The organism is uncultured Kriegella sp. (genome assembly GCF_963975415.1).
In the GTDB taxonomy this organism is placed as follows: domain Bacteria; phylum Bacteroidota; class Bacteroidia; order Flavobacteriales; family Flavobacteriaceae; genus Kriegella.
Window position 1 is genome coordinate 1 of the sequence record NZ_CAXBGN010000016.1, and the last position, 12,817, is coordinate 12,817.

Annotated in this window: 15 protein-coding genes and 2 tRNA genes; 5 read left to right on the plus strand and 12 right to left on the minus strand. The window is 39.6% G+C overall.

Annotated elements, in window-relative coordinates; genetic code table 11:
• On the plus strand, window positions 1-221 hold a 221-nt coding region (locus tag AACZ88_RS22175), incomplete at its 5' end, for a hypothetical protein (RefSeq protein WP_339715415.1).
• Here the strand turns inward: AACZ88_RS22175 and AACZ88_RS22180 are convergent.
• From AACZ88_RS22180 to AACZ88_RS22235, 12 genes are all read right to left on the minus strand, one after another.
• A tRNA-Tyr gene (locus AACZ88_RS22180) sits at window positions 187-268 on the minus strand. The two genes, AACZ88_RS22175 and AACZ88_RS22180, sit on opposite strands and share 35 nt — an antisense overlap.
• Before the next feature lie 25 nt (window positions 269-293).
• Window positions 294-367: transfer RNA gene (locus tag AACZ88_RS22185), tRNA-Thr, on the minus strand.
• A 101-nt stretch (window positions 368-468) separates the two neighbouring features.
• Complete coding sequence (gene raiA, locus AACZ88_RS22190) at window positions 469-771, minus strand: ribosome-associated translation inhibitor RaiA (RefSeq protein ID WP_339715419.1); 303 nt, start codon at window positions 769-771, stop codon at window positions 469-471.
• 41 nt (window positions 772-812) lie between these two features.
• Window positions 813-1,703: a tyrosine-type recombinase/integrase gene (locus AACZ88_RS22195; protein WP_339715422.1), complete on the minus strand. Its 891-nt coding sequence runs from the start codon at window positions 1,701-1,703 to the stop codon at window positions 813-815.
• Between the two features lie 94 nt (window positions 1,704-1,797).
• Complete coding sequence (rpsU, locus tag AACZ88_RS22200) at window positions 1,798-1,992, minus strand: 30S ribosomal protein S21 (RefSeq protein WP_089895062.1); 195 nt, start codon at window positions 1,990-1,992, stop codon at window positions 1,798-1,800.
• A gap of 88 nt (window positions 1,993-2,080) precedes the next feature.
• The gene (locus AACZ88_RS22205) at window positions 2,081-3,253 is read right to left on the minus strand and encodes an acyl-CoA dehydrogenase family protein (protein WP_339715427.1); all 1,173 of its coding nucleotides are present in this window, start codon (window positions 3,251-3,253) and stop codon (window positions 2,081-2,083) included.
• Window positions 3,254-3,263: 10 nt separating this feature from the next.
• A complete protein-coding gene (locus tag AACZ88_RS22210) occupies window positions 3,264-4,046 on the minus strand; it encodes a helix-hairpin-helix domain-containing protein (protein WP_339715430.1) in 783 nt (260 codons plus the stop codon).
• Between the two features lie 132 nt (window positions 4,047-4,178).
• On the minus strand, window positions 4,179-6,248 hold the full coding sequence (locus AACZ88_RS22215) for an amino acid carrier protein (protein WP_339715433.1): 2,070 nt from the start codon (window positions 6,246-6,248) through the stop codon (window positions 4,179-4,181).
• A 74-nt stretch (window positions 6,249-6,322) separates the two neighbouring features.
• Window positions 6,323-7,354: an NAD-binding protein gene (locus AACZ88_RS22220; protein WP_339715437.1), complete on the minus strand. Its 1,032-nt coding sequence runs from the start codon at window positions 7,352-7,354 to the stop codon at window positions 6,323-6,325.
• Window positions 7,355-7,356: 2 nt separating this feature from the next.
• On the minus strand, window positions 7,357-7,584 hold the full coding sequence (locus AACZ88_RS22225; RefSeq protein ID WP_089895051.1) for a PspC domain-containing protein: 228 nt from the start codon (window positions 7,582-7,584) through the stop codon (window positions 7,357-7,359).
• A 9-nt stretch (window positions 7,585-7,593) separates the two neighbouring features.
• The gene (locus AACZ88_RS22230; RefSeq protein ID WP_339715440.1) at window positions 7,594-8,877 is read right to left on the minus strand and encodes a DUF2851 family protein; all 1,284 of its coding nucleotides are present in this window, start codon (window positions 8,875-8,877) and stop codon (window positions 7,594-7,596) included.
• An 85-nt stretch (window positions 8,878-8,962) separates the two neighbouring features.
• A complete protein-coding gene (locus AACZ88_RS22235; RefSeq protein WP_339715443.1) occupies window positions 8,963-9,274 on the minus strand; it encodes a rhodanese-like domain-containing protein in 312 nt (103 codons plus the stop codon).
• Between the two features lie 137 nt (window positions 9,275-9,411).
• Here AACZ88_RS22235 and AACZ88_RS22240 point away from each other — a divergent pair, with 137 nt between their 5' ends.
• From AACZ88_RS22240 to AACZ88_RS22255, 4 genes are all read left to right on the plus strand, one after another.
• On the plus strand, window positions 9,412-9,858 hold the full coding sequence (locus AACZ88_RS22240; RefSeq protein WP_339715446.1) for a MarR family transcriptional regulator: 447 nt from the start codon (window positions 9,412-9,414) through the stop codon (window positions 9,856-9,858).
• Window positions 9,859-9,884: 26 nt separating this feature from the next.
• Complete coding sequence (locus tag AACZ88_RS22245; RefSeq protein ID WP_339715448.1) at window positions 9,885-10,517, plus strand: nitroreductase family protein; 633 nt, start codon at window positions 9,885-9,887, stop codon at window positions 10,515-10,517.
• A gap of 33 nt (window positions 10,518-10,550) precedes the next feature.
• Complete coding sequence (locus tag AACZ88_RS22250; protein WP_339715450.1) at window positions 10,551-11,129, plus strand: YceI family protein; 579 nt, start codon at window positions 10,551-10,553, stop codon at window positions 11,127-11,129.
• A 288-nt stretch (window positions 11,130-11,417) separates the two neighbouring features.
• Complete coding sequence (locus tag AACZ88_RS22255) at window positions 11,418-12,815, plus strand: anthranilate synthase component I family protein (protein ID WP_339715452.1); 1,398 nt, start codon at window positions 11,418-11,420, stop codon at window positions 12,813-12,815.
• Window positions 12,816-12,817 lie beyond the last annotated feature (2 nt).

A 12,817-nucleotide genomic window follows, 5' to 3' on the forward strand; every position in this document is an offset into this window, starting at 1 on the left:
ACCGGCGACATTCAGCTTGGAAGGCTGACGCTCTACCAACTGAGCTACTCCCGCAAATTTTCAAGAAATTTCCAAAAAAGGAAATCCTAAATCCAAAATATCAAAAAAACTTATTACCCAACGCCAATCAACAAAAACCGAATCCTTTAAAAATTCGCCATTTGAAAATTCAGGGTTTTCAAATTGTGGGGAGAGCAGGATTCGAACCTGCGAAGACGTAGTCAGCAGATTTACAGTCTGCCCTCGTTGGCCGCTTGAGTATCTCCCCGACCTATATTTTAAAGACCTTTTTGAGCCGATAGAGGGACTCGAACCCACGACCTGCTGATTACAAATCAGCTGCTCTAGCCAGCTGAGCTACATCGGCTTTTTAAGTGCTTTTTTGTACAAAAAAAGCCCGCTATTTCTAACGGACTGCAAATGTATACGTTTTTTTGTTTATTCAAAACAAAATTCGAAAAATTTTAATCAGACTTGAACACGTAATTTCTCTTTTCTTTTAATCAGCTTTCTTTCTAAAGAGCTACACGCCGAATCAATCGCCTCTTCAAACGATTTACATTGCTTTTTAACAATAAATCTATCCCTGGGCACATTTAACATGATTTCAACAATCTTATTCTCTTTGGCACTGGTTTTCTGCACCTTTAAATATACGTCTGAACTTATTACCTTATCATAAAAAGTTTCCAATTTATCCATTCGATGCTGCACAAAGTTGATGAGCTCTACATCTGCATTGAAATTTACTGATTGAGAGTTTACTTTCATAGGTTGAAGATTTTAAATAATTAAAAATAAAAACCGACTCGTTATTTCTTGCTTCTTGGGTGGGAAGAGGCGTGTATTTTCTTAAGTTCGGCGATACTGTTATGTGTATACACCTGCGTTGATGCCAAACTTGAGTGCCCCAACAACTCTTTTACCGAGTTTAAATCTGCCCCTTTATTGAGCAAGTGGGTCGCAAAAGTATGCCGGATGATATGTGGACTCTTTTTTACTTTAGACGACACTTTACTAAAATAATTATTTATTAATCTATAAACAAGAGTTTCATATATTTTATTGCCCGACCTCAATAAAAACACATACTCTCTATCATTGATAATTTCAAGTGACTTTCGTTCTTTAAAATATTTTAAAAACAAATTTCGAGTGGGGTCCAATAAGGGCACTATGCGCTCTTTATTTCGTTTTCCCAATACGCGAACCGTTTTATTTTCAAAATCAACATCGATTATTTTCATTTGAATCAATTCGGCCCTTCTAATACCCGTAGTATAAAGTAAATCTATAATCAGTTTATCACGTACTCCCTCGAAGTCTTCCTCAAACAGAATTTGTGACATCACCGCTTCCATCTCTTGCGGTGAAAAAGGAACCTCTATTTTTTTTGAAGTCTTAAGTGCTTTATGCTTAGCCAAGGGATTCGACTCGATGGCCCCGGTACGCTGTAGAAATTTGTAGTAGGCTTTTAGTGATGCGATTTTTCTGTTGATCGAACGATTGGAAAGACGTTGATCAACCAAACTTACAATCCAGTTACGCACCAAGCCATATTCAACATTGTCAATTTCGGCCAAGCCATATTCTTTCGAACAAAACAAACAAAAACCCTGTATATCAGAACTATATGCTTGCACCGTATGTTCAGAGTAGTTTTTTTCCAAAGATAAATACGAGATGAACGATGATACACTCATACCGTAAAGTTACTAAAGAATATTCTCTAGCGCTAGAAAACAAAAAAATCCCGCCAATAGGCAGGATTTTAATATTTTGATTATCTCAAGTGGATTAAATCTCCTCTTGATCTCTTAAACCCTGAATGTACTGGGCTTTTTGAATCAACTGTCTACGCTCTACGGAGGGTTTTGTAAATTGCTGACGTTTGCGTAACTGTCGCATTGTACCTGTTTTATCGAACTTTCGCTTGAAGCGCTTTAAAGCTCTGTCTATGTTCTCTCCTTCTTTAATTGGTATTATTAACATGGGCTACAACCTCCTTTCTTTAGTGATTAGGGGTGCAAAGTTAAAAATTAATTTTCAACTCACAACCAAATAATGATAAATATAAATTTTAGTTTTCCTCTGATACGCGGTACTCCTTTTTATCGATGACAATCTTGGCAATAATTTCCCGAAGAATTTCCGATGTGCCCCCACCAATTGGCCCCAATCTACTATCGCGCAATAAACGTGCCATTGGATAATCTTCAATATAACCATAGCCGCCTAAAAACTGTAAACATTGATAAACAACCTCATCTGCCATTGCAGTGGACTTTAATTTGGCTATGGAAGCCTCACGAACCACATATTCGCCATTATCCATTTTGTAAACTACGGAATAATTGTATTGCTTGCACATATCCATGTCTGCATGTAAGTCGACAAACCTATGCCGTAATGCTTGGTATTGGTTAATTGTCTTACCAAAGGCCTCGCGTTCCGACATATACTGCAACGCATATTCTAGCGCATATTCTGCCCTCGCGTGAGCATTAATTCCCATTATTAAACGCTCCATAGCGAAAGCTTCCATTATAAAGCTAAATCCTTTCCCTTCACTTCCCATCAAATTTGCCGCTGGTATAATCACATTATCAAATGCTAGCTCAGCTGTATCTGATGCCCTCCAGCCCAACTTGTTGAGCTTGCTTGAAGAAACCCCTTCGCTGTTGAGATCAACAATGAATATACTGATTCCCTTGTTTCCTGCCGAGGGATCCGTTTTTGCTGCCAAAATTATATAGTCTCCATAGACACCATTGGTGATAAAGGTTTTTGATCCGTTGATGATATACGTATCCCCTTTTTTGACAGCCGTGGTACGCATACCTGCCACGTCGCTTCCACCAAAAGGTTCCGTAACCCCCAGGCATCCGATTTTCTCACCCTTGACACTTGGCGTCAAATAGGCTTTTCTTTGATAGTCATTACCGTTTTTATTCAAATGGGTCATTGCTAAATAGGCATGGGCCCAAATAGCGGCAGCGAAACCTCCGGAATTTATTTTTTGCAGCTCTTCCAACAAAATGACGGTATAGAAAAGATCTAGGTTCATACCTCCATCACTTTCGGCTGTAGCCAGGCCAAAATAGCCCATCTCACCGAATTTCTCCCAAATGAAACGTTCAATAGTTCCGGTAGCTTCCCATTTATCGATATGGGGAACAACTTCTTTCTGTAAAAAATTCTTGAAGCTTTCCCGAAATAAATGATGTTCTTCAGTGAAGTACATACTTTGCATAGCTGATTTTTTAGAGCGTCAAATATAGCTTAATTCTATCAATCTTATCCGCAGGAAAATCAACAATATCCTTTAACTCGTCAAATGAGTTGATACGCCCGTTGATTTCTCGGTAAGCCACAATTTCCTTGGCTACACCATATTTAATATACACTAGTTTTGAAATTTCTGCAACGGAGGCTTTGTTAATATTTATTTTCTTGATTTCAGGTTTACTAAGCACCTTATACCTCTTCAAAACTCTTTCTGCAACTACCGAATCCAAGAAATAGACCTCATATAATTGTTCATCGATTAAAAAGCCATTCAACATATCCCTGAATTTCACAATCCTAGCCGATAATTTTTCTCCTATGCCATTTATAGATTGTAGGTCTTCTGCCGTCACACTGTTTAAATCGAGAACATTTGACACAACCTCGTCTGCAGTTAGGTTTCCTTTAGTCGTATTTGAGTACGTTGTAGCCTTAAATGCTATCTTACTCGGCTTCTTCGTCCACTCGGGAAATTTAAAATACGGGGAGATTGCCTTTAACAAGCTATCGGATATATGCGTTACATTTTGAAATTCCGTTGGTGAGTTGGCAAACTTATTCTGTTTGCGAAAGGCATGCAACCTATCGATTTCCTCAACTGACATGCCCAAGGTATAGCCTTTATATTCTGTGATAAAATTGGGATTGAAGGGATACAGCCGCCCCCCAGGGTCACTCTTTAATGCTCCCTCTTTTAGCATATCGATTTGGGCCTGGGTCGTATCATTAAGCGAAAATGCGACCGCCGAGCCACTCACAGGCCTTACTTTGATGACAAAAAATATAATTTGTAATATTATTATAAGAAGTAGCAAAAAGAAAATCCCACTTCGTTCCTGTTTACTGAACTTCAAGTGGGATTTAAACTTTCTCATGATTGAGTCTATCTTTTATTCCGTCTGCTTTTGCTTTCTAAACAGCTGGTTCGCTTTTAACTTATTCCAATATTCTCCTAAATCGGCTTTCACCTCTCCAGACATAATATAAAGACCAATGATATTTGGGAAAGACATGGCCAGAATCATCATATCAGAAAAGTCGAGTACCGCGCCCAAACTTACAGAGGCTCCAATTACAACGAAAATTAAGAAGAACATCTTATAAATCATTTCCGATTTTTTGCTTTTTCCAAAAAGATAAGTCCATGCACGCATCCCATAATACGACCATGAAATCATGGTAGAAAAGGCAAAAAGGAATACGGCCAACGCCAGCACATAGGGAAACCAAGATATTTGACTTGCAAAGGCGTCAGAGGTCAATTGAGCTCCTGCCATTCCCTCCACTTCGTGCATACCTGTAAAAATAAGCACCAAGGCTGTCAAAGTACAAACTACTACGGTGTCGATAAAAGGTTCAAGTAAAGCAACAAAACCTTCAGAAGGCGGGTGATTCGTTTTAGCCGTACTATGTGCGATAGCCGCTGAGCCTACACCTGCCTCGTTGGAAAATGCGGCTCGTTGAAAACCGACCACCAGCACGCCTATAATTCCGCCTTTGAGCGCACTGGGGTTAAAGGCCCCATCAACAATGGCCGAAAAAGCGGGACCAATATTTTGAATGTTCATAATAATAATGGCCAACGCCGCAACAATATACATAGATGCCATAATAGGCACTACTTTTCCCGTCACTTTAGCGATACTGCTTATGCCACCAATAATAACAACCCCTACTAGAATGGCAGTAACCACACCAAACCAGAATCCGTTACCTACCAAAACAGGAAACTGTCCCGATAATTGTTCAAAAGACTGGTTAGCCTGAAACATGTTACCTCCACCAAAGGAAGCACCAATGGCAAGTACGGCAAAGAAGCCGGCAAGCACTTTTCCAATCCCTTTCATGTTTCTTTTTTCGAGTCCGTACCGCAAGTAGTTCATCGGACCACCGAAAACTCTTCCATCAGGAAGAATATCACGGTATTTTACGCCAAGGGTACATTCGACAAATTTAGAAGACATTCCTAGCAGGCCACAAACGATCATCCAAAAGGTGGCCCCAGCACCACCCAAGGAAACTGCGACTGCTACACCGGCAATATTACCCAAACCAACGGTACCTGATACCGCAGTGGCCAATGCCTGAAAGTGGGTAACTTGACCAGGGGCGTTGGGGTCATCATATTTGCCTTTGGCCAAATCAATAGAGTGCCGAAACCCTCGAATATTAATAAAGCCCATTCGAATGGTAAAGAAAAGCGCACCTACAACCAACCATATAACTATAAAAGGAATTCCCTTTGTTACCGGGTCTCCATTGGGGTGCACCATCACCACCGGTTCGTCATATTTTATTTCTGCAAGGTTATGAGCCCCCGCTTCGATAATATGTTCTTGATTTTCAGAATTGTATATTACCCCCCCTTCCTTTACTAGATATTTAAGCTCTCCGCTAGCCGGTGCAACAATAGTTTCATCGACACCATTATCCCTGGAGACAACTGCTATTTGGTCTCCCTTCTTAATTTTTGAACCATCCTCTTTAAACCATTTTTTTAATACAAATTTGTCTCGAACCTCTGGAGACCACCCTGGGGTTCCCACCAATTTAATATCGGCATATGCCACAGGGTCATAGATACCGAGTGCATCAAAGGGATCCCAAAAGAGAACAGCACCCAAGGCACTCACCGCCGGGGTCATTGCTCCGTTAAACACCTCGGTTATCGCCTTGGCATCTACCTTAAATACTTTGGTTTCTGAAACGCCTTTGGCATCGATTACCGTAACGGTGTATGCTATACCCTCAACCAAGCCAGTTGCCATTTTTGAATTCAGTGGGGTACTTTGATTGCTCCATTTATAGGTATACGGAGGAGTTCCTCCATCAACTTCCAATTCGATAGCTCCGTCATTAATAGTATTCGACGGGTTTATGGTCTTGCCCTTCACTACGAGTTCTTGTGCAAAAGATGCAAAACCATATAGCATAAAAAGGAAAAAAAGGAATCTCTTCATAATGAAATTTTATTTTTGGTATGTTTGATTTCTGTTAAATATGATGGGCAATATCCTAAAAATAAGCATCACTATCAAATATTGTCGTTGAAAGATGCTTGCTCAATGTGGAACATTTCGTTTAAATTTTGAATCTGCTCGGGTTTCCCTAGTACAATCACCTTACTTTTTGGCTGAAGTTGTAAATCAGCCTCTGGGTTTATTATATATTCTCCATCGGGTGCTATATAACCTATGATGGTACAGCCCGTTTTTCTTCTCAAATCAAGATCGCGAAGCGAATTATTCCCCGCGCTTAACATAAAATCTTCGATGGCTACTTCTTCGAGGTTGGTTGTATGCTGCCCTTCCGTCGATAATTTATTTATAAAAGTAATCAGATTGGGCATAACCACCAACGAGGCCATATGATCACCACCAATTTTGTCGGGCATAATGACCTTATCGGCACCTGCTAATTCCAATTTCTTCTGTGAAGTTACCAAGGAAGCCCTACTCACAATAAATAAATTTGGATTTAACTGTCTTGCTGAAAGTACCACAAATAAATTTGTAGCGTCGTCGGGCATGGCAACAATGAGGTACTTTGCTTTTGCAATCCCTGCCTTAACCAACATTTCATCATCATTCGTATCACCCTCTACGAAGAGCACCTCATCTTCATATTTCTCTATGATTTCCCGGTTTCTTTCAATGACAACAAAGGGTCTTTTATACGATTTCAAACGTTCGGCCGCTTGCATACCATTTCGTCCGTAGCCACAGACAATTACATGGTCAGACAATCTATTGATCATATTTTTCACTCTTTTTTTCTTTAAAAGTTGTAGCGCGTTTCTACTTAAAATATATTCGGTGATTACCGAAATGGCATACGCAAATATGAAAACACTGGCAATAATTAAAAATACGGTAAAAATCTTTGCCTCGGGATCTAAGGGCCGTACTTCCGAAAAGCCTACGGTAGAAACGGTGATAACCGTCATATAAAAAGCTTCAAGCCAAGTAAAATCTGCAATAAAACGGTAACCCAACACTCCAATGACCAAAACTGCAACAATCAAGAGTTCTGCCAAGTAAATTTTTGAACGAAAGAATTTTATCATATTCAGAGGTCAAAAACCGATGTTCGTTTGGTATAGAGCAAATCTTTAATCTTTAACCAAAAGGCCAAAAACAAGTACAAGGCAAAACCAAAGCCCAAGGTCACGAATGTAAGGTAAATGAACGATGTGCGCACTACCCTTGCCCGTATTCCCATACGCTCAGCGATACGTCGACAGACTTCAAAACCGCGTTTCTGAAAATAGTAAAGTAACTGGTAGAACAAATTCATCGCCTAAAATTAGCTATTTTGGGTCAATAAACCAGTACCAATCGTACATTGTAGGCATTTGTTCTTTGTACAATATTCATTATACAACTGTAAAATACCCTGACTTTCCATAGCATTTTCAGCAGTTACCCCATGTGCAGCAAAATTCGAAACCACACTATTCTCTTCTTTATCAAGGGCCAAGGCAATGCTTGAAATAGTTTCATCTACGGCCTCATTCAAATGGCGGGAATAGCAAAACTTGATGGGCAATATGGTATTGACGATCAACAGGTCTATAAATTTCTTGGTCAATTTCTTTACCCCTTTTCGAGATGATTTTCCAAAAGTAAAATGGTCATCCCAATAACGGCTCGCTGAAACATCGAAAATGGTATAGATTTCCTCTAGGGTCGTAGCCTCGATTACTAAACTGAACAAGTTCTGGTGCTTGTGATACAAACTAGCCAATTGAGATAGCCTGATAGTAGGGAAATTTGGCGGACGAAGTTTAAAAAACTCCGGTTTTTGTACCCTTTCTTCCTCTAAAGAAAACTTATGCTGCAAATACCTGTATTCTTTCTTTAATAGCATATGGTACTCATCTGAAATAGTATCGTCATCCAGTAGGTGCGACATTCCATATAAAACGCTCTCCAGCTGAAACGGATCATGTTGAAGTTTGCGCACTATAGAAAAGTCAAGGGCCTTGGCCAAACTTAGAAAAGCGTCCCCATTGATTTTTAGTCCGAAATTTTTTAAGAGCAATACAAAAAAGACATTTTCCCAATCAGTTTTTGAATCTTCGAGCAACGTAAAGACAACGTTTGATTTGCGCTCCAAACGTTCAAAAAAAAGTCGTTCGAGCCAATTTTTGATCGTAAATGCGTCTGTCTGCCCGATATCTTTTTCGCAATTGATGAAGCGACTACCTTTTTTATCGAATAGGTCTTGGTAGGCCCCCAACAGCCTGTCTGAAATATAGTTTTTGAGTTGTAACGTGGGAATCTCCGAATTATCACTTCGAAAAACCTCAACATCCTCTTCCCAGACCACGTGTAGAATAACGTTATCGTAGTTTCGGTCTTTTTCATGATGGTGCGCATACCAATCGGAAGACTTGATATGTATTTCGACATTTCCGGCCCACAACTGTTCATCGATACGCACCTGGGCATTAAAAAAATCGGGGCCGGCAAGGTGATTATGCCTGCCCGCATCAACAATGACTACGGCCTCGTTCTTGGAAGTGACCAAATCTTTTAGCGGAAGCTTTTTATATTTCCATATAAAATGAAGTAAGTCTTCTCGCATAGGTGCAGTCTTTATTGTTAATAACTAAAAAACTACATACATCTTTCTAAAAGCGAATGATATAAAAACAAAAGATACGGTTAGGCTACTCGGCAACCTCCCCTTCCCAGTTCATAAAGCCACCTTCTAAATTATAGGCCTTCTCAAACCCCAAACTATTCATAATGGCACAAGCCTGTCCACTACGGGCACCAGATCGACAATAGACATAGTACGATTTTGACTTGTCCAATTTTTCAATCTCATCTATAAATCCCTGACCTAAATGTATGTCGATATTGGTTGCATTAGGAATATAACCTTCTTCTACCTCCTCTGGCGTTCGTACATCTAAAATAAACGCATTGCCGTCATTTTCCAATTGCTCTTCCCACTCCTCTTGTGATAAATCTGCCATAATCTAAAATTTAAAATCCAAAAATACGGTTTTTGGAGCAAATCGCTTGCACTAAATAATTAACAGAAATTTGGCACTCAGACACAACCCAATATGAAAAATTGACATACATTTGTATATACAATTATTGTATTGACATGAATGTAGAGGAAGTTATAAAAACCGACAAGCCGATTCCACTGGAAAGCAGAACCCTAATTCATTATAGCCTAGTAGGCAATAGAATTCATGAGGTGATGACAAACGCACTTAAACCCTTTGAAGTGTCGTTACAGCAATTTAATGTGCTACGTATTTTAAGAGGCCAGAAAGGTAAACCCGCCAATCTTTCTACCTTAAATGAAAGAATGGTGACCAAAATGAGCAACACCACTCGATTGGTAGACAAATTGATTATTAAAGGTTATGTAAATAGAATAACGTGCCCAAGTAACCGGCGTAAGGTTGAAATCAATATTACCGCAAAGGGCGAGCGTGTATTGACACAAATGGATAGCGCGATGAAAGCTGCCGAGAAGTCGGTTCTAAAAAACCTAAGTCAAGAAGATCTAAAAATTTTGAATCAGTTATTGGATAAATTTTGAATTAATAAAAATAAAAACATATTTTCATGAGTACGTATATTGATAGTTTAAATTGGCGATACGCCACCAAGAAATTTGACAATAGCAAAAAAGTATCTGAAAGCGATTTAGAAGTTTTGCTCGAGGCCACAGCTTTAAGCGCTTCGTCATATGGGCTGCAACCCTATGAAATATTGGTTATTAAAGATACAGAGTTAAGACTCAAGTTACAGCAAGCGGCCTGGGGGCAGGTGCAGACAACACAGGCATCACATCTAATTGTTCTTGCCAACAAAGAATCTTTTGGCGAAGAGTTGGTTGATGATTATTTAAAAAATGTAAGTAAAACTAGAGGTATCGCCCCTGAGGATTTAACAGGTTATGCCGATTTCATGAAGTCTAAATTAATGACATTGACCGATGGGGAGAAGACCATATGGACAGCGCGACAAGCGTATATTGCATTGGGAAACCTTCTCTCCGCGGCCGCGGACATGAAAATCGACACCTGCCCAATGGAAGGTTTTGACAGCGAACAGTTCAATGAGATTCTGAATTTAAAGGAAAAAGGCTTGAACGCCGCTGTTTTAGTGGCTATTGGCTATCGTTCAGAAGAAGACGAAACACAGCACTACAAAAAGGTACGAAAACCAAAAGAGAATTTAATTACCCATTTATAACAACGTAAACAAGAACAATTAAAAATGAAAATTATGAAGAAAAATGTATTGAGTTTAGTATTTGCGGTCGTAATCGGCGCTGTAGGAACTGCCGCTGATCCGATCGATGATGAAAAGAAAGAAGTGAAGGTCAGCGAAAGCACCGTCACTTGGAAAGCATATAAAGTAACAGGTTCGCATCATGGGACTATCGATTTAAAAGAAGGTGCATTGGAGTTTGATGGCGACAAATTGGTCGGTGGTGAATTTTTGGTCGACATGACCACTTTGGTTTCCACCGATATGGAAGGTGACGGCAAAGGTAAACTGGAAGGCCATTTAAAGTCTGACGATTTCTTTAGCGTTGAAAAGCACGAAACGTCTAAATTGGTCTTCACCAATGTGAAATCTACAGGTAAAAACTCATATGAAGTTACAGGAGATTTAACAATCAAGGGCATGACCAAACCCGTTACCTTTGATGTTTCGGTTTATGGAAGCAAAGCTACCGCCACAATGAAAGTAGATCGTACCGAATATGATATTAAATTCAGATCAGGCGATTTCTTCGAAAATTTAGGCGATAAACTAATTTACGATGAATTTGACCTTGTCGTTGATTTGGTATTCTAGACAGACTTAGATTCAAAACCAAAAACCTGCTTTTCACACTCGAGAAGCAGGTTTTGTTATTTTTAAGCACAGTATATTGTCGGTTTTAAAAATGATTTCTATATTTGACGCAATGAATACATGTAGAACAAATACTTGGTGGTGGAACAACTTACGACAACCTTCGTGAGCTAAGCATCATTGTAGTTAAACCATACAAGGCTTGTCATCACGACAAGCCTTTTTTATTAATGCTTTTTTAATTTTATTTCTGCACAGGCGGAAATCAAACTAAATGAATAAAAATATATGTTATACCAGCTCCATTCGCATCAGAAGAAGATATTAGCCGATACTATTACACCGGTAAGTGTATACTTGAAAATACGCGACCGTTTTCCGAATAGTATATTGTTGGAAAGCAGTGATTATCATGCCAACGACAATAGCTTTTCCTATGTCTGTTGTAACCCGATCGCCTCGATAAAAATTGAAAATGAAATCGTTACGCAACAGTTCCCCGACGGAACCATCAACGAAACCCCCATTGACGATACCACCGATGTAGTCAACATGATCCATGAATTCGGACAGCATTTCAAGGTACAAGACAATGATTTCAAGTTTATCAATAATGGCCTTTTCGGTTATATGGCCTATGATGCGGTTCGTTATTATGAGGATATCGACATTTCAAAAAAGGAAAATTCGCTGACCATTCCCGATGTCTACTATGCGATTTATAAAAATGTAATTGCTATTGATCACTTTAAGAACGAAGCCTACATTTTTGCCCATTGCTATCAAAGTGAAGAGAATACCGCCGAAATCGAACATATTTTGAATGTTCGCAATTTTGCCTCCTATAATTTTCAGATGGAAGGTGATGTCGCCTCAAATTTAGAAGATGAAGAGTACAAAGAGCACGTTCGTTTAGCAAAAAAACACTGCCAACGCGGTGATGTTTTTCAATTGGTGCTCTCACGACGATTTTCACAAGGTTTCAAAGGAGACGAGTTTAATGTGTACCGTGCCTTGCGATCGGTGAACCCTTCCCCCTATTTGTTTTATTTTGACTTTGGCGATTTTAAAATTTTCGGAAGCTCTCCCGAAGCCCAACTTATCGTAAAAGACGGAAAGGCCGAAATACACCCTATCGCTGGAACTTTCAAAAGAACGGGAGACGATGAAAAAGATACCATTCTCGCCAAAGAACTTACCGAAGATGACAAAGAAAATAGCGAACATGTAATGTTGGTCGACCTTGCCCGCAATGACCTGAGTCGCAATGGCAATATGGTCAAAGTAGACAAATATAGGGAGGTACAGTTCTTTTCTCATGTCATCCATTTGGTATCTAGGGTAATCGGTCAAAAAAAAGACAATATTTCGACCATGAAAGTAGTGGCCGACACCTTTCCGGCAGGTACGCTAAGTGGTGCTCCCAAGCATATGGCGATGCAATTGATCGAAAAATATGAAAAGACGAGCAGGGGCTATTACGGCGGAGCCATCGGATTTATGGATTTTAACGGAAATTTCAACCATGCCATTATGATCCGCACCTTTCTCAGCAAAAATCACCAATTGCACTATCAAGCCGGGGCAGGTTTGGTGGCCGCATCGGATCCAGAAGATGAATTACAAGAAACCTATAATAAATTGGGCGCGTTGACCAAAGCACTCGAAATAGCCCAAACGATATGAAA